General features: G+C 65.2%; 16 protein-coding genes. 1 reads left to right on the forward strand and 15 read right to left on the reverse strand.

Annotation, left to right across the window (positions count from 1 at the left end; all coding sequences use genetic code 11):
• Position 1: 1 nt before the first annotated feature.
• The 13 genes from CQZ88_RS14530 to CQZ88_RS14590 form a co-directional block, all read right to left on the reverse strand.
• On the reverse strand, positions 2 to 883 hold the full coding sequence (locus tag CQZ88_RS14530; protein ID WP_029541648.1) for an SDR family NAD(P)-dependent oxidoreductase: 882 nt from the start codon (positions 881 to 883) through the stop codon (positions 2 to 4).
• Between the two features lie 254 nt (positions 884 to 1137).
• The gene (locus CQZ88_RS14535; protein WP_373867490.1) at positions 1138 to 1290 is read right to left on the reverse strand and encodes a DUF1059 domain-containing protein; all 153 of its coding nucleotides are present in this window, start codon (positions 1288 to 1290) and stop codon (positions 1138 to 1140) included.
• A gap of 274 nt (positions 1291 to 1564) precedes the next feature.
• The gene (locus CQZ88_RS14540) at positions 1565 to 2914 is read right to left on the reverse strand and encodes an MFS transporter (RefSeq protein WP_102799940.1); all 1350 of its coding nucleotides are present in this window, start codon (positions 2912 to 2914) and stop codon (positions 1565 to 1567) included.
• 236 nt (positions 2915 to 3150) lie between these two features.
• Complete coding sequence (locus CQZ88_RS14545) at positions 3151 to 4341, reverse strand: SRPBCC family protein (RefSeq protein ID WP_029541646.1); 1191 nt, start codon at positions 4339 to 4341, stop codon at positions 3151 to 3153.
• 47 nt (positions 4342 to 4388) lie between these two features.
• On the reverse strand, positions 4389 to 5804 hold the full coding sequence (locus CQZ88_RS14550) for an aldehyde dehydrogenase family protein (protein ID WP_102799941.1): 1416 nt from the start codon (positions 5802 to 5804) through the stop codon (positions 4389 to 4391).
• A gap of 93 nt (positions 5805 to 5897) precedes the next feature.
• A complete protein-coding gene (locus CQZ88_RS14555) occupies positions 5898 to 6560 on the reverse strand; it encodes a TetR/AcrR family transcriptional regulator (RefSeq protein WP_043799821.1) in 663 nt (220 codons plus the stop codon).
• Positions 6560 to 7096 (reverse strand): flavin reductase family protein, encoded by a 537-nt coding sequence (locus tag CQZ88_RS14560; protein ID WP_102799942.1) that lies wholly within the window; start codon positions 7094 to 7096, stop codon positions 6560 to 6562. The genes CQZ88_RS14555 and CQZ88_RS14560 overlap by 1 nt, the downstream gene beginning before the upstream one ends.
• A gap of 70 nt (positions 7097 to 7166) precedes the next feature.
• Complete coding sequence (locus CQZ88_RS14565) at positions 7167 to 7661, reverse strand: lipocalin-like domain-containing protein (RefSeq protein WP_102799943.1); 495 nt, start codon at positions 7659 to 7661, stop codon at positions 7167 to 7169.
• 18 nt (positions 7662 to 7679) lie between these two features.
• Positions 7680 to 8855 (reverse strand): transporter, encoded by a 1176-nt coding sequence (locus CQZ88_RS14570; RefSeq protein WP_102799944.1) that lies wholly within the window; start codon positions 8853 to 8855, stop codon positions 7680 to 7682.
• On the reverse strand, positions 8852 to 9334 hold the full coding sequence (locus CQZ88_RS14575; protein WP_029541633.1) for a Zn-ribbon domain-containing OB-fold protein: 483 nt from the start codon (positions 9332 to 9334) through the stop codon (positions 8852 to 8854). Before CQZ88_RS14575 ends, CQZ88_RS14570 begins: the two co-directional genes overlap by 4 nt.
• A 75-nt stretch (positions 9335 to 9409) precedes the next feature.
• Positions 9410 to 10222: a mycofactocin-coupled SDR family oxidoreductase gene (locus CQZ88_RS14580; RefSeq protein ID WP_006936302.1), complete on the reverse strand. Its 813-nt coding sequence runs from the start codon at positions 10220 to 10222 to the stop codon at positions 9410 to 9412.
• Between the two features lie 51 nt (positions 10223 to 10273).
• Positions 10274 to 11497: an LLM class flavin-dependent oxidoreductase gene (locus CQZ88_RS14585; protein WP_006936303.1), complete on the reverse strand. Its 1224-nt coding sequence runs from the start codon at positions 11495 to 11497 to the stop codon at positions 10274 to 10276.
• Between the two features lies 1 nt (position 11498).
• Positions 11499 to 11975, reverse strand: coding sequence for a cupin domain-containing protein (locus CQZ88_RS14590; protein ID WP_006936304.1), 477 nt, complete (start codon positions 11973 to 11975; stop codon positions 11499 to 11501).
• 418 nt (positions 11976 to 12393) lie between these two features.
• Between CQZ88_RS14590 and CQZ88_RS14595 the strand changes: the two genes are divergently transcribed.
• Positions 12394 to 13632 carry a cytochrome P450 gene (locus CQZ88_RS14595; protein WP_050034668.1) on the forward strand — a complete coding sequence of 413 codons (1239 nt, stop codon included), beginning with the start codon at positions 12394 to 12396 and terminating at the stop codon, positions 13630 to 13632.
• Between the two features lie 82 nt (positions 13633 to 13714).
• On the opposite strand, the gene CQZ88_RS14600 is transcribed toward CQZ88_RS14595, so the two are convergent.
• Together CQZ88_RS14600 and CQZ88_RS14605 are read right to left on the reverse strand one after the other, a co-directional pair.
• A complete protein-coding gene (locus tag CQZ88_RS14600; protein ID WP_102799946.1) occupies positions 13715 to 16141 on the reverse strand; it encodes a CaiB/BaiF CoA-transferase family protein in 2427 nt (808 codons plus the stop codon).
• Positions 16142 to 16185: 44 nt separating this feature from the next.
• Positions 16186 to 17646, reverse strand: coding sequence for an aldehyde dehydrogenase (locus CQZ88_RS14605; protein ID WP_065922960.1), 1461 nt, complete (start codon positions 17644 to 17646; stop codon positions 16186 to 16188).
• Positions 17647 to 17652: the final 6 nt, after the last annotated feature.

Genomic DNA, 17652 nt, shown 5'->3' on the forward strand with positions numbered 1-17652 from the left:
GTCATTCCTCGCCGGTGACCATCGGCGGCGGGTTGTTCCCGTCTTCGGGGAACATCATCGCCACACGAGACAAGGTGCCGCCGTCGGTGGTCGGCAGGGTGACACCGGATATGTATGCCGACTCGTCCGACACGAGGAACAACGCAGCCCGCGCATTGTCCTTCAGCGACGGCGGACGATTGAGCTTGAGCGGAATCGGCGAGACACTCGGGTCCCACGGACCGGCGACCTCCTCGTACGACTGCCCCACCACCGGAGCACCGGCCGGCGCCAGGAAGTTCGGCGACATCCCGTGCGTCGGGGCGATCGCATTCACCCGGATCCCGTACTTGCCCAGATCCAGGCTCAGACCGCGAACCATCCCGTTCACACCGGCCTTCGTCGCCGAATACGCTGCGATGCTGTGGTACGCCACGAACGACGCCGCCGACGAGGTCGCCAGGATGACACCGCCACCATTGGCCCGCAACGCCGGCACCGCCGCCTTCGCGGTGTAGAACACGCCGGACAGGTTCACCCCGATGACGTCCTGCCAGTCCGCGTCCGTCAGATCCTGGAACTCGACCTGCTCACCGCCCGCAACGGACGGCACACCACCGCGCGAGACGATCCCGGCATTGGCCCACGCGATGTCGAGCTTGCCGAACGCCGCCACCGTCGCCGCCACCGCATCGACCACCTGCTGCTCGACGCGTACATCGGCGGTGACCGCGATCGCCGAACCACCCTGCTGCTCGACCAACTCGACCGTGCCCTTCGCACGCTCCGGATCGATATCGACCACCGCGATCTTCGCGCCCTCCGACGCGAACAACTGCGACGCCTCGCGTCCCAACCCGGACCCGGCACCGGTGATCAGCGCGACCTTACCTTCGAGTTTCATCAAAGCTCCTCAGCTCGAACATGTAACAGAGGGATGGAAGATGCTGGAGGACGGCGACTTCCCTACAGAGTTCGCACCGTCATGTGATTCAGCTTACATACATGAGAAGTGATACGTCAATCGTTCTTTGTAAATCAGCCGAGCCGGATCGACGTGTCGAGGACCCTTGCGCGGGAATCGACTCCTCACCGCATCGATGTCGTTGATGAACAGCCGCTTGACCATTGGCGAAACACTGCCGGTACGCGACACTGCTAGTACGCGATGAAGAGAATCTCATCGCGCGAGTACTCCATTCCGGGATGTGACTCGCTCAGGTGCGACCGGGCCTTCGCAACCAGGTCGTCTTCATCCGTGCCCGTGACCACGGCTCCACACGGGCAGGTCAATCTCGTCTTCATCCTCATAGCGGTCGGCCCTTCTGCGCCATCGGTACGGTCGGTGACACCCCTGTCCGCCCTCGTCGACCGAGAGGCTCGGGAGCGCCGGGCCGGATGTGGGCGACATCACACCACAATATCTAACGTACGTAGGTTACACAACCGCCGGAGCCCTGATGCCGGCCCTCTGCTGTCGATAGAGCCGCCAGTGCGACACAGCAGGAACGTCGCGAAGCTCGGGTCGCAGATGAAGGCTACGTGCGCGCCTCCGTCTCCCAGCCCCCTCACGTTTCGGAATCGATCAGGCAGGCTCCGCGGCCTTTTCGACAGGCGCGTCCGTCCGATGCATGGCATTGGTCCTTCGGGGAACCAACGACACCAGCACTGCGGCAGCCACTCCAGCGAACGCGAAGGCGTAGTAGGCCCAGTCCGCTCCGAGCGCAGAGCTCATGATCATTCCGGTGAGAATGGGCCCGCAGACACCACCCAACCTGCCCAGCCCCACCGCCAGTCCGAGCGCTGTGCCACGCGCAGCGGCCGGGTAGAAGACCCCGACGAATCCGTAAACGCCCGTCGTGGAGGACGCACAGAAGCCGATCAGCAGAACCAACCCGAACACGAGCGCCTGTGCCGGCTGCAGGGTCAGGGCGGACACTGCGATCGCTCCCCCGACAAAGCTCACCGAGATCACCGGACGCGATCCCAGTCGATCCGCCAGACCGGTGATGACCACCATGCCGAACCCGCTACCGATGTTGAAGGCGAGCAGGAACGTCAACGCGGACCCGAGATCGTAGCCGGAGGCCCTCAGCATCTGAGGAATCCAGGTGTTCATGCCGTACGAGACGAGAAGGCCGAAGAAGGTGATGAGCGGGAACATGATCGTCGCGATCCTGTATCCGGGTGCGAACAGGAGCTTGAGACCCGACTTGGAACCGGCATTCGCGGTTTTCGACTCCTCCAGGGCCAGGCCGGATTCGGCACCGTGATCAACCGAGTAACGCTGCGTCAACGCGCGGGCCTCATCGTGCCGGCCCTTGCTCACTAGGAAAGCGATCGATTCGGGCAGGCTTCGGTATGCGATGACGAACAACACGACCCCAAGGAGGCCACCCACTGCGAACATCGATTCCCAGCCGAAGGCAGGGATCATGAAGATGGCGGCGATGGCGACCACGCACCCGCCGATGGGAAAACCGGTTTGGATGACGCCGTTGTAGAACTGCCGTCGGTCGACCTTGACGTATTCCTGGGTGAGCGCAATCAGGGTGGGGAGGGCTCCGCCGAAGCCGAGGCCGGCAAGCAACCGGAAGAGGCCGAAGGTCTCGAGATTCGGCGCAATGGCACATAACCCGGTGAACAGACTGAAGCTCACAATGCAGGCGAGCACGATCGGTCGCCGGCCGACGAGGTCCGTGAGGTAGCCGGCCAGCATTGCGCCGGCCATCATTCCGAACAGCGACAAGCTGCCGATCAACCCTGCCGAGGCGGTGGTGATCCCCCACTGTTCGATTTCCAGCAACGTCGGAAGCACCGCGCCGAACATGATGAGGTCGACACCATCGAGGATGGTGATGGCCAAGCAGGTGAGGACCACGGATCGGGCACCCGAGACGGCCCTTTCCTTCCCCGGGCCGGAGATCTGCGACATGTTGGGTTCCTTCGGGTTGTGGGGTATCTGGGTTCGATGCCGACGAACGCGCGAGTGGCGGTTGTCGACGTGTGTCGACAACGGGGCAGAATCGTTCGATTGCAAGCCCATCGCGACCGTCGAGGTGCGGGGCTGCGGGAGACGCTCTTTACCACCGCGGTATGCCCTGCATCACACGGGCAATAATCTAATGTCTATCGGTACTGGCGACAAGCCCGGAATGAGCACTTCGGAGCTCAGCCCCACTTCCTCGAATCCTCGAACGCACGCGCCATCCACTGATGAAAATGCTGATTGGCAATCTCGTTTCGCCCGAAGTAGATCGGTCCGATGTCCGTGTTCGTAACGGCCTTCTGCAGACCCTCGTTGACGACGAGGTCCTCCTCTCGAAGTACCGCCATCAGAATGTTCCAGTTCTTGTCCCACCGCGCCTTCTGCTCGTCCGTCACGGCAGGTTCCCGAGTGAGAAGACGCATCTGCATCCGAGTCCCGACGGGCGTGCCCGGAGCAGGGACGAAGTTGAGCACCTCCAGATGATCCGGTTGACGCAGCACCGACATATTGGGCATCAGAAAGTGCGCAACGGTGATGTGCCGGTCGATCGGGGCGTCCGCGGGCGCGACACCTCGCACCGTGTCGATGCTCTTGCGTGCCGTGACCATTCGTCCGTGCCTGCCCATGGGTTCCCAGGATTGCGCGTTGTTGTAGAAGTACGGCGCAACAGTTCCGGCGTGGGTCGAGGTGATGTGGTAGCCGTCGAGGAAGGCATCCATCAAGACCTTCCAGTTGATGTCCACATCGAAGTTCTGGGCGATATGGCAGTGGTACTTGTCCATCTCCATGGCGGCGAGGGACTCGTCGAACTCCCGGCCGAGCCACTCCGCGATGTCGATCGTTCGATCACCCGCGGCGGAGTCGACGACCCAGACGAAACCATGTCGCTCCTCGACCGGAACCTCCAGCAGGCTCATGCAGCGACGATCGACCCTCCCGAACGTCGGCTCGTCCGCGATCGACCGCAGACTGCCATCGCTCCCATACGCCCACCCGTGGTAGCGGCACGAAAAGATGCGCTTCGAACCCCTCTCCTCGGGAACGAGCCGGGCGCCTCGATGCCGGCAGGTGTTCACGAACCCACGAACCCCACCGTCCGCCTGCCGAACGAGAACAATCTCGTTGTTCGGCAACTGGACCGTCGCAAAGTCGTGGTTGCCGGGCAATTCGGTGCTGTGCGCCGCGATGATCGGCACATATCCGAACAGCTCTCTGCGCTCGCGGGCCGCCAGTTCCGGATCGGTGTAGACGCGCGGATCGACCTCGAGGATCTCCGGCGCCATATCGGTGGTGTCGTGGTCGAGGTGATCGAACAACGCCCGGGCAAAACCCGCTTTCGTCGCCTCGTCGTACGGAAGATCGGTGTAGACCATCGTGCTCACTCCTTCGCGGGACCGCGGCGGTCCCCGCAAGAACGTCGCTACAGCTGCAGACTCTTGATTTCGACAAACTCCTCGAGGCCGAATGCCCCGCCCTCACGCCCATGGCCGGATTGCTTGAATCCGCCGAAAGGCGCAGCGCCGTTGAACTTTCCACCGTTGACCTCGATCTGCGTCGCACGCATCCTGCGCGCAACCGACTTCGCGCGCTCGGGGTCGCCGGACCACACAGCGCCGGCGATACCGAAGATCGTGCCGTTCGCGATCTCGATCGCTTGCTCGGGTGTGTCGTACGCGATGATCGACAGCACCGGACCGAAGATCTCCTCCTGAGCGATCGTGCTGTCCGGGTCCACCTCCGAGAACACGGTCGGTTCGACGAAGAATCCGGTACGGGCCGGTGCGTCGACCGACCCGGCGACGAGCTTTGCGCCCTCCTTGACGCCGGCACGGATGTAGTCGAGGACCCGCTCACGCTGAGATGCGGTAACCATGGGTCCGAGCTTCGTGTCGCCGTCGGCGGGATCGCCGGGCGCATATGCCGCGGCCGCCTTCGCGGCGAGCTTCTCCGCCTCGGCCAGGCGGGAGCGCGGTACGACCAAACGAGTCTGCGCATTGCAGGACTGTCCGCCGTTCATGTAGCAGGCACGCACGGTGTGCGGCACGGCCTTACCGAACTCCTCGTCGCTGAGGTCGTCGAGCAGCACAGCGGCGCTCTTTCCACCCAGTTCGACCGACACCCGCTTCACTGTCCCGGCGGCCAGTTCGAGGACTCGCTTGCCGACCGAGTTCGATCCCGTGAAGCTGACCATATCGATGTCCGGATGAATGGCGATGGCCTCGCCGACGATCGGACCGTACCCGTGAACCAGATTGAATACGCCGGCCGGAACTCCGGCAGCGTCGACCGCTTCCGCCAGGGCGTGGGCGGTGAACGGGGCAACCTCGCTGGCCTTGACGACCACCGTGCACCCGGTCACGAGCGCAGCCCCGATTTTGGCGGTGATCTGGTGCAACGGGTAGTTCCAGGGCGTGATACACCCGATCACCCCGACAGGCTCACGCACGATCAGGGAGTTGCGGAGCTGTTCTTCCCACGGGAAGTCCCTCGCTGCGGTCACGGCCTCACGCAGGTCGACGATACCCAGTCCGACCTGGGCCCAACGCGCCACCCTGCGTGGGGTGCCGACCTCGGCGACGACGATATCGGTGATCTCCTCCTGTCGCCGCTCCAGTTCGTCGGCCAGACGCGAGACGAACTCCGCCCGCGTGTGCGGCGCGGTCTGTGACCACTGCTCCAAGGCCCGCCGCGCAGCAGCCACCGCCACATCGACATCTGCGGCAGCCCCGGCGGGGACATCCCCTATGCGTTCCTCGGTGGTCGGGTTGACGACGTCGATACGCTCCGCGCTCGTGGAGGCACTCCACGTGCCGTCCACGTACAGATCAAGGGTCACGATGGCTTACTCCGTATCATCGAGTTGACAGAATTCACCGGTACACCGAGCTGCTCGGTCACCGAGAAGGCATAAGAAGCAACGGCTTACCGCTTACGATCCGACGAGGTCCCGCAGACCTTCGTCGCTCACCGGTGCGGTGGCCACACCCATCACACCGGCGAGGAATCCTCGGATCGCTACCACGAAGAGCTCGCGCGACGACCATCGGTTGGCTGCCAGCGCGCGGGTGAGCGTCGGGTGTCTCCGCTCGTCGACATTCGGGAAGACCTCCGTGCTGCCGACCGGGTCGCGCATGAGATCGCTCAGAGTGGTGGCGAGTGCCAGTTTCTCCAGTCCGTCCAGGATCACCACGTGCAGGCGCGCCGGTACGCCCCCGTCCTCGAGGATTCGGGCACACATTTCGTACGTTCTCGTGAGGACGTCGCGCGGAAGAAACTGCACCAGCACGAGAGCGGCATTGGGATGGCGGAGAATCGCGTCGCGGTAGTTGAGGCTGAGTTCGACGAACCATTCCACCCAGTCGGTATCCGACGAATACTCGGGCACCGTGGCCCCGGTCATGAGCTCCTTCGCCACCTCTGTCATGAGCTCACGGCGATCGGCGAAGTGGTGATACAGCGAGGAGGTTTTCACGTTCAGGTGTTTGGCCACGCGCGGCAGGCTGAACGCAGCCATACCTTCGGTGTCGATGATCTCGATGCTTGCCGCGATCGTCGAACTCCGGCTGATCAGAGGCTTTGCCGGTCGTCCCATCACGTCCCCCTTTCGATCGACCCGAGACTCAGTTCCACAACCCCGCCGTATCGACTCCGATGGAAAACCAGTGGCTGCGTGGTCGGATCGGACCCGAAGTCGAGGAGGTCGGCAACCGCGATGAGGTGATCGCCACCGTCGTGCTCCGCAGCCAGCGCCACCTCGAACCACGCTGCCACCCCGCCGATGATCGGCGCGCCGCCCTCGGCCGGGCGCCACCGCACTCCGTCGAATTTCCGGCCCCCCGATTTCGCAAAGCGGTCACTGAGAGCGTGTTGGCCCGAGGAAAGTACGTTGACACAGAACGTCTCGACGGTACGAATCGCCGGCCAGCTCGTCGAACGCCGGCTCGGGCACAGCAGGACCTGGGGCGGATCCAGCGACAGCGCCGAGAACGACTGACAGGTGAATCCGGCCGGTTCGTCGCCCACCATCGCCGTCACCACCGTCACACCGGAGCAGAAATGTCCCAAGACGTCGCGGAGCGCCCGAGTGTCCGTTGCCGGGCCGGTGCTGCTGTCCACTCGCGTCGACACGTGTCGTCCTCTCATCTGGCCGGTGCGATGTGCACCCGGATCTCGCCTGCAGGAACGAGCTGCATCGGGCTCATGGCGCCGTCCGTACCGCGCGGGGAGTGATCCGTCGCCAGACCAGTGCCGGAGACAGCGTGGTGGTGCGGAACACGAGCGGATCCGACGACAGGGTCATCACGTCACCCTCGAAGCGCACGTACCGCTTCTGGTCGTCGCCGATCCAGTTCGGATACAGCGATACCGCCATCTCGTGCCAGACAGCGGAGTTGTCCTCGTCGACACGGTAGGGACCCGAATAGGCGAGGTACCCCCCGGCGGCCTCGCTTCGTTCGCCCATCTCGCCGCTGTGCACGTTGCGGGTCCGGTAGAGGGTTCGGCCGGAACGCATGATCTGTGCCGACATGTACCCGTCCGCCGAGTAGATGATCAGTCCGCGAGGCTCGGGACCCAGCGGGTAGTCGACCTTTCCCGTATCGGAGGTTGTCGAGTACTCGACGAGTTCCCAGGCCCCGACGATCCGCTGGGCGATCGAGACGCCATCGATGTCGGTGTCGGTGTCGGTGCTCATGTCCTGCTTCCTTTCAGCTCACAACACGTCGCGCGTGCAGAGAAGGACCGAACTCGAGAGTGCGGCCATGGGCCCGCCGATGAACAGGGACACCTTCGCCCCGGGCACCTGGTTTGCCGAGCGTCCGCGCACCTGGCGCACGGCCTCGACTGCCAGCCCCATCCCGTTGACGAACGAATCTGCGAGATTGCCCCCGCTGGTGTTCACCGGGAGCAGTCCGTGCGGAGCCGTCAGATTCTCGAGGGTCATGACCTTGCCGGCTTCGGCGCCGGGTGGGCACAGCCCGTGATCGATCAGCGCGGCCACCCCGGAACCACTGAAGTTCTCGTAGACCTGGACGACATCGACCTGGTCGGGACCGAGGTCGGCATCTGCCCACAGACTCTCCGCGACCCCCGCCGCCCCGGAGAATCCCGCCGAGGTGTAGTCGAGATCGTTCTCCGTGTCGACGGCGTAGCCCCCTACCGCGCCCTGACTGCCGGCCAGCACGTAGGCCGGATTCGGATGGAGCTTCTCGGCGCGCTCGGCAGCGACGAGGATCAGAGCAACGGCTCCGTCGTTCTCACGAGAACAATCGTAGAGCCGGTACGGCTCGACTATCATCCGCGAGGCTTCGTAGGTCGACTCGTCGAGAGGACGCCCGAACGCCGCGGCACCCGGATTCTGCTGCGCATGTACGTAGTCGGCGAGAACCAGGGACCTCATCGCGGATTCCGGGACCCCGTCGTGCTCGAGCATCCGCTGGGTGCGCAGTGCGCAGGCCTGGGCGGGGGATCCGACTCCGTGCGGGAGCATGTGACCGTCGAAATGGTGCTTGGCATATCCGAGGCGGCCGGAATCCCGCTGTGCCATGGCGCGGTACACGACCACGCACTGTGCTTGGCCCGCTGCGATAGCGACCGCCGCGTTGGTGATCGCCGCGGCGGCACCACCACCGCCACCACCCCAGATCATGGTGGACCAGCGGATCCGGTGCGACATCAGTGACGCACCCACGACGGTCCCGTCGTTGTCACCGCCGCCGTACGAGACGAAGCCGTCGATCTCGCGGGGCGACACCCCGGCCTCGGCAGCAGCCTCGACGATGGCGCGCAACGTCATCCGAAGTTCGCTGTCGGGCGATTCGCCTCGTTTGTAGTGGAATTCGCTGACGCCCACGACGGCTGCGGCACCGCGGAGAAATGAGCCGGTCATCGCTCGTCTCCCCGTTCGGTCCCGTTCGCAGTGCTCGCGAGGCGCCAGCGGAGCACCGGCCAGGGCGAGTCGGCAGGTTGCTGGATGATTCCCGCAGCCGAGTCACCGATGGCGATGTCCGCATCGTCGTTCTCCGCCAGCAGACCGAGCACTCGTCGCCCCCCGGCGTGCGGGAGCTCGACGAGAACCGTGACGTACGGCAGTTCGCCGGCCAGCTCCGGGATGAAGGGGTGCCAGGTCCGCGACCACGAGAAGACCCGTCCGACCGGTTCCACGGCGACCCATGCCGGGTCGAACGCCCGGCACTGTCCGCACATCCAGCGTGGTCCCCAGATCCACAGTCCACACCGGCCGCATCTCTGCAGCCGCAGCTCACCCGCCCGCAGACCTTCCCAATACGGCAGGTCCAGGCCGTCCGCGTACGGACCGGCCAGGACGGTGGCCGGGAACTCGCGGGCCACCCCGGGACCCGGTGTCATCGGATCGCACCGCTTTCGTGAATCGGCATATCGCTCCTTCGCCCTACGGGCGGGTGTCGCAGAAAGTCCGGTCGGTCAGTGCTTGGTCAGGTAGCCCGCGTCGATCGGCAGGTCGATCCCGGTCACGTACTTCGCGCCGTCGGACACGAGCCACAACACGGCGTCGGAGATATCCTGTGGTTCGAGCATCATCACGTCGAGCAGATTCGTGCGGTCGTTGTGCTTCCACTTCCGCACCACGTGTGGCAACACCTTCGACAGTCCCTCCGCCATGGGCGAATTGACCCCTGTGGGGTTGACCGTGTTGACGCGGATGTTGTGATCGGCGAGCTCGAACGCGAGTGTGTCCTTCAAGCCTTGGAGTCCGTGCTTCGCGGCGCCGTAGTGCCCCCACGAGGGAGAAGCGCCGAGTCCGTCGACCGACGAGGTGATCACGATCGATCCGCCTCGACCACCCTCGATCATCACCGGTACGACAGCCTTGCACGCCTTCCACGCTCCGGTGAGGTTGACGTCGAGCATCGTCTGCCACGCGTCGTCTTCGATCTCGATCGTCGACTCGCAGTGATCGTGGATTCCGGCGTTCGCCAGCAGGATGTCGATCCTTCCGAATTGCGATACCGCAAGATCTGCGACAGCCTTCATGTCCGCACTGCTTCGCACATCCGCCTGCATGCCGGCAATCTCACCCCCGGCTTCCTTGACCAGCTGGATCGTCTCCTCGAGGTCCCCCGGTGTCGCGAGTGCATACTGCACATTCTTGATCGGTGCGGCGACGTCACACACCACGATCCTGGCGCCGGCAGCGGCAAGCGTGAGCGCGTGGGCGCGACCCTGGCCGCGAGCTCCGCCGGTGATGATTGCTACTTTTCCGTCGAGTGAGGTCATCGATTCTCCTGCTGTCGGATAACGGTGTTGAGCGGGGTCTTGCCGGATCGACTACCGCGCGCTCTTCACACGCTCGTAGTCCTGCGTCGCTTGGCTGATGCCGGTCGCGAATCGCTCACTGAAGCCGTCCTTGCGCGCTTGGGTCCAGTGATAGGAGTTCAGCAGCGGTTCGCAGGCGCCCGTGAAGCGCGGCATGACGTCGCGCATGAGGATGCGGTACATGCGTGAGGTGGCCTCGGTGTCGGCCCAGTCGTGTGCTGTCGCGAGGAAGGTGCCGAAGCCGCCGGTGCGGTCGATGATCTTCTGGATGTAGTCGATGGCGTCGTTCGCATCGCCGATGCAGCCATATCCGGACTCGTTGACGCGCCGGACCAGTTCCTCGTGCGCGACTTCTTCGCCGGGTTCGATCATTTTCATCGGGGTGACGACGTGGCGGTAATCCATGAAGTCGCGCAGCCCGTACCGGGTGTCCTCGACGGCCTGCTCGAAGGTGTCGGCGATGTGGATGTTGCCGACGATCGCCCAGTCACCGCGGTCGACCGTCCGACCGTGCTCGTTCGCCTCGTGGGTCGTGATACCCCACGTCTGCTCGAGCAATTCGAACGACTTGTCACTGGTGCCACCGATGGAGAGCAGACCGAGTCCGTACTTGCCTGCCAGCTTGGGTCCGGACGGGGACATCGCCGCCGCGACGGTGATCGGCACGCCGGGGTACGAATAGGGGCCCAGCTGCACTCGGGCATCCTCGAGGGAGAACCATTCGGTCTTCCGGTCGACCGGCCCCGGTGTCTCGAGCAGTTCCAGGATGGCGTCGAGGGATTCCTCCATCCGCGGCCGCAGAAGGTTGTAGTCCATGCCCATCATCTGCGAGTCGGCCACGAGCGCGCCCGGCCCGACACCGATCCTGATGCGTCCTCTAGTCATGTGATCCAAGAACGTGATTCGGTCGGCCACCATCAACGGATGGTGGTACGGGAGAGAGATGACACCGCTGCACAGCTCGATGCGCTCGGTGCGCTGTGCAGCTGCCGCGATCATCAGTTCCGGTGACGGACCGACCTCGTATCCACCGCTGTGATGCTCGCCGAACCACACCTGGTGGAAACCGAGCCGATCGAGATCCTCGACATGGCGGAGATCCTGTTCGATCGCCATCGTGGGGTTACGGCGGGGATTGTGGTACGGCGGAAGGAACACTCCGCACCGGAGCGGAGCCTTCCTCGCAGCCGGCGCATAGTTCACGTTCGACCCGGTGTTCTCGGTTGCCGATTCCATTTCAGTTCTCCTGTCGGTCATTGCGTGACGCGCCGCAGATGGTGACGATGGCCCGAGCGGTCCGTTCTCCTCGGTTGTGCCATCGGTGCCTGTTCCCGTTGATCACCACCGTGTCGCCGGGATTCAGTTCGATCTCCACACCGTCGTCGAGTTCGAGCACGAGCGAACCCTCGAGAAGGACGTGCACGTCCACGGAATCCGTCCGATGAAACCCCGGATCCTCGTCGTCCATGACGACGATTCCGTTGTCGCTGTCGCCGATGCGACCAGGCTCGAGCACCCAGCCGATCACCCACACTCCGCCCGGATCCGGAAATCCGACGGCGTCCGGTACTTCACCGGAATTGGGGACCTCGGGATCGGAGTCGGTTCGCCAGATGGGGTCGATTCCGGCGGCGTCCAGCCTCTCGATCTGCTCGTCGGCGACGAGCACGGCCGCGCCCTTGCGTTCGACTGCGATTACGCGACGAAAGCCCATGTTTGCCCCTCCGGGAGACAATTCTGTGACGACGAACGGCGCCGGGATTGCAGACAGTACGTTCTGTCCCACAACAGATTTCAGTTCACGGACACGAACAGGGAAGCACCGCGTGCTACGTGTGATACGCGCCCCACCCGCAGCACGCGAGTGCTGCGCATCACACCGATCAATCTAAATGCTATCGGTTAATCGGTCAAGCGGGCACCGACTGCGCGACAGCAATTCCCCTGCGAAACGCAGACATGAGCACATACGCTGTTGACCGGTCGGAAACGACTGATCTACCGTCGTCCCAAGGCAATCGCCCCTCCCCACGTCAGCCCGCGCTCGTCACAGCGCCACATCACCTGACTCCCCGGAAGACCCCTCCCCGCCGAGGCGCCCTCCGGATCACTCCCCTCGCGAAGGATCGCCGATGATCACGACACAGATCGAAATTCCCGCACATCTGATCACCGACTTCGATGTGTACGACCCGTCCCTGGCCGTGCCGGCCGATGTGTTCCAGGAGCGTGTCGCTGCGTTACGCAAGCAAGGGCCGGTCCTCTACTCCCCACATCACGGCGGACACTGGGTCGTCACCCGATACAGCGAGGCACTCCAGGTGCTCCAGGATCCGGAGACGTTCTCGAGCTTCCCGAACAACCTGCTCAATGCCGCGCAGGGCAAATTCCTTCCACTCGAACTCGACCCGCCCGAACACAGCTACTATCGGCAGGCACTTCAGCCGCTGTTCAGTCCCAAGCAAATGAAGGCGCTCGAGCCCGAGATCCGGGGCATCATCACCGCGCTGATCGACGACTTCGCAGAAAAGGGCGAGTGCGAGTTCATCTCCGAGTTCGCACACGAACTGCCGACGCGGATCTTCCTTGCGCTCATGGGGTGGCCACTGAGTGACGCACCGCAATTCACGGAGTGGACCGACATCACGCTCCAGGGCATCCCCGGCGCGAGCGAGGAGGAATCGGCCGAGGCCCGCGCGAAGGCCGCCGGCGAGATCTACGAGTACTTCGGGCAGGTGGTCGCCCGGGTCCGCTCCGGCGACGACAACTCCGGGAGCCTCACGGCGCAGATCATCAACACCCCACTCGACGTCGAAGGAACACCCAGGCAGCTCACCGACGAGGAACTGTGCCGGATGTTCTTCCTGCTTCTCGTCGCGGGACTCCACACCGTCCAAGGCGCTCTCGCCTGGGGACTCATCCACCTGTCTCGTAATCTCGAGCAGCGCGAGGCGATCCTTGACGACCCGACGCTGATTCCGTCGGCGGTGGAAGAGATCCTGCGGATCGAGACTGCCACGAGCGGCGGCCGGCGTGCGACCCGAGACACCGAGATCGGTGGTGTCTCGATCAAGGCCGGCGACCAACTCTTGGTGTTGATGACCTCCGCCAACCGGGACGACGACGAGTTCGACAACCCTGACGAGCTGCAGATCGAACGGCACCCCAACCGCCACATCGGGTTCGGCGCCGGCCCGCATCGCTGCCTCGGCTCCCATCTCGCGCGGCTCGAGCTGAGGCTCGCCATGGAGGAGATTCACAAGCGGATTCCCGACTACGCGCTCGTTCCGGACAATCCCGCGGTCTTCCATTCGTCCCAGGTCCGTGGATGCGAGAAGCTGCCGATCACGTTCACGCCGTCGACGCGCTGATCCCGCTCGACCCGGTCGCAGGAAGTCGGCCCGAACAGTAGAAGGTCCCCGGAGGAAGCTCCGGGGGACCTTCTCGGCTGTGTCACACAGTGGAGGGAACCGGCGACAGCGCCGGATCGTCGGCGGGCGGTTGCAGCACGCCGTCGCGCACGAGCGAATCGATCTCGACTGTGCTCAGCCCGAGCACTCTCTCGCAGATCTCACGTGTCTGCTGACCGGCCAGGGGCGCCTGCCGCAGCGGCCAGTCCGGCAACGTCGCGAAGTGCGCCACCTGCTTCGCGGTCGGGAGCGGCGCCGGAAGCAGCTCGTGTTCGAGCTCGGTGTACGCACCGCGCGCGATCAGCTGAGGGTTGGTGAGCAGCTCCGGCAACCGGATCATGGCCCCGGCCGGTATTCCAGCCGCCTGCAGAGTCACCATCGCCTCGGTCGGCGTGTGCCGCAGCAGCCACTCCGTCAGCACCTCGTCGGCCTCGGCGCGGTGGTCGATCCTGAGCTCGGCGGTGGCGAAACGAGGGTCGTCGGCGAGGTCGGGCCGGCCGACTACACCGCACAGCCTCGCCCAGTCCGTGTCGTCGCGGACGGTGACGACACACCACTCGTCGTCACCTCCACACGGGTACACCCCGGAGGGCGCCGAGTACGGATCGGAATTTCCCGGTGCGCCGATCGACCCAGGCTCGAGATGTTCCGCGACGAGCTGGCTACCCAGTTGCACGATCGCGGTGTCGGCCTGAGCGACCTCGATCGCGGCGCCACGCCCGGTCCGCAGCCGGTGGATCAGCGTGGCGAGAATCGTGGTTGCGGTGACCTGTCCGGCGATGTGATCGGGGTAGACAGTCGAGCCGTCGCACAGTGCATCAGTGGTGTCCGAGTACCGCCAGAGCGCCGAGACACCACAGGCTGCCCGTACCAGCGGTCCGTAGCCGAGCCGCTTGTTCCACGGGCCGACACTGCCGAAGGCGCTGCTCTCGGACACGATGATGCGCGGATTGATCGCGGCGAGCTCGTCGTACGAGAGCCCCATCGAGGCGAGAGTGCCGGGCTTGAAGTTGGCGAGCACGATGTCCGCTTCGGCGGCCAGCCGCTTGAAGATGCGGATGCCTTCGGGACTGCGCAGGTTCAGTCCGAGGCTGCGGCGGTTACGGTGGCCCCACGCCACGGACGCGGCGAGGGCCGCACCCCGCTTCGACTGGCGCAATCCGTCCGGGAAGTTCGAGTTCTCGATCTTGATGACGTCGGCGCCGTTGTCCGCGAACTGGCGCCCGAGTTCAGCACCGAACACCACGACACCCATATCGAGGACCCGAAGACCCTCGAACGGCCGCCCACCCGGTTCGCGCTGCAGTGCGGGAATCGGATCATGAGCCCCGTCGATGTCGGACCCGAACACCGTGTCGTTGTGCTCACCGAGTTCTGGCGCACGCATGCGCACTCCGGCTCGCTGCCCGTCGACCTTCGCGTACCCGGACGGGACTCGCGCGGTGACGCCGGGTGAGATCTCGGTATCGACGAACGTACCGGCCGCATCGAAATGCTCGGTCGTCAAGACCTCCGACACGGTGTTGAGACCACCGATCGGGATGCCCCGGGCCGCACCTTCGACGACGAGTTCGTCGCGGGTATAGGTGCTGAACAACTGTTCGATGAGCGGATTGAGGCGAGCGGACGCAGCGAATCGCGCGGGAATGGTGTCGTATGTCGGATCCGCGAATTCCTCCGGCTCACCGAGCCATTCGAACATCGCCCGCCACTGCCGCTTCGCGAGCAGGCAGATGCGCACCTGCCCGTCGCCGCAGCGATAGACCGGGTAGAAGTTGGCGGCGTCCGGCCGGCCCCGCGGGAAGTCCTCGGAACGGCCGGCGGCAGCGGAGCCCTGCACACCGAATCCGGGATCGAAGCCGTGCACGATGACCTCGAACGCCGAGATGTCGACGCTCTGGCCACGTCCGGTGTGCAACCGGTCGAAGTAGGCGAGTAGCGCCGACCACGCCGTGTGCACGCCTACCGACTCGTCGATCAGCCCGTCGGGCGGCAGCAGCGGCTGCTCCCCCGGCTCACCGGAGCGCGACAATACACCGCTGAGTGCATACAGGACCGGCTCTGTCGCCGCCCAGTCGCGATACGGACCGTCCTGACCGAAACCGGTGATCGACACGGCCACGAGCGCGGGATTGGCCCGGCACAGGTCCGCAGTACCCACGCCGCGCGCAGCGAGGAAGCCCGGCGGGAACGACTCCAGCAGAATGTCCGAGCGCCGCGCGAGGGCGCGCAACCGGTCCCGGCCTTCGTCCTCCTCGAGATCGAGCGTGACGCCGAGCTTGTTCGCGTTGCGCAGCGCGAACGGAACGCTCACACCGTTCCGGACCGGTTGCGCCGAGCGCGAAGGCGAGCCTCCGGGCAGTTCGACTCGGACGACCTCGGCCCCGAGGTCGGCGAGGAACCGGCCCGCGGTGTCGCCGAATCCGTCCGTCAGTTCCAGTACCCGGACACCATGCAGAGGTAGTGCCATCTTGTGCTCCAATAGTGTGTGCTCGCCGCGAGACCTGGCTCTGGTCAGCGAGTTCCGAAGTACACCGACTTCGCGGTGAAGTACGGTGCCAGTCCCTCCGGGCCGAGCTCGCGGCCCAGCCCCGACGACTTGACGCCGCCGAACGGCGCGTCCAGATCGAGGGCGTAGTAGTTCACTCCGACTGTGCCGCTGTGAATCCGCGCCGCGAGGTCGAGGCCGTGCTGTTCGTCTGTGGTCCAGACAGTACCGCCGAGTCCGTACTCCGAGTCGTTGGCGATGGCAACTGCCTCGTTCTCACCGTCGTACGCGGTGATGGTCAGCACCGGACCGAAGATCTCCTCCTGCGCGATGCGCGCGGAGTTGTCGACGTCGGCGAACACGGTCGGCTCGACGAACCACCCCAGCGGCTGGTCGGCAGGGACGCCGCCGCCGGTGGTGATGCGGTAGCCGTCGGCGCGGCCCGAAGCGATGTAGCCGAGGACGCGGTCGCGCTGCGCGGCCGAGACCAGCGGACCCACGTTGGTGGCCTTGTCGAGCGGATCACCGACGGTCAGTGCCCGCACGGTCTCGGTGACCGCGTCCACGACCTCGTCGTACCGCGAGCGCGGGGCGAGGATCCGGGTGCTCGCGTGGCAGGTCTGGCCGTTGTTGACCAGCGACACCTCGAGCAGGTTCTTCGCGAAGACGTCGAGATCGGCGTGCTCGGTGACGATCGCCGCGGACTTGCCGCCGAGCTCGAGCGTGACCGGCCGCAGCAGCCGACCGCAGACCGCCCCGATCGCGCGACCTGCCGCGGTGGACCCGGTGAACGCCACCTTGTCGACGCCCGGGTGCGAAACCAGGTAGGCACCGGCGTCGCGGTCGGCGGGGACGACGTTGACCACACCGTCGGGCAGACCCGCCTCGAGCGCGGCGTCGGCGAAGGCGAACGCATCGAGTGCGGTCTCGGGGGCGGGCTTGAGCACCACCGTGCATCCCGCCGCGAGCGCGGGAGCGAGCTTCATCGCAGCGAGCGGCTGCGGGTAGTTCCACGGCGTGATTGCCGCGACCACGCCCACGGGCTCGCGGCGCACGACGGTGCGACCGCCGAATGCACTCGGCCGCACGTCCTCGTTGGACGCTTCGCGGATCAGACCTGCGTAGTACGAGAGCATCGCCGCGGGGCCGAAACCGTTCACACCGCCCGACAGCGCGATCGGCATGCCGTTCTCGCGGCTCACCAGCCGGGACGTGTCGCGACCACGTGACTTGAGGGCGGCCGCGAACGTGTCGAGCAGGTCGGCCCGTTCGACGTTGGTCAGCCTGCTCCACGGACCCGTCAGGGCGGTACGCGCGGCCGCGACGGCCGCATCGATGTCGGCGTCGGACGCGAGAGCGGAGGTACCCAGCACCTTCTCGGTGGCCGCCTCGATGACGTCCACGCCGCCACCGGACTTCGGCGCTACCCACCGTCCGCCGATGAACAGCTCGCTCCGGTCCAGACTATTGGTGTCACGGTCGTTCATGTCGTG

It is taken from the genome of Rhodococcus sp. ENV425 (genome assembly GCF_002887785.1).
In the GTDB taxonomy this organism is placed as follows: Bacteria; Actinomycetota; Actinomycetes; order Mycobacteriales; family Mycobacteriaceae; genus Rhodococcus; species Rhodococcus aetherivorans.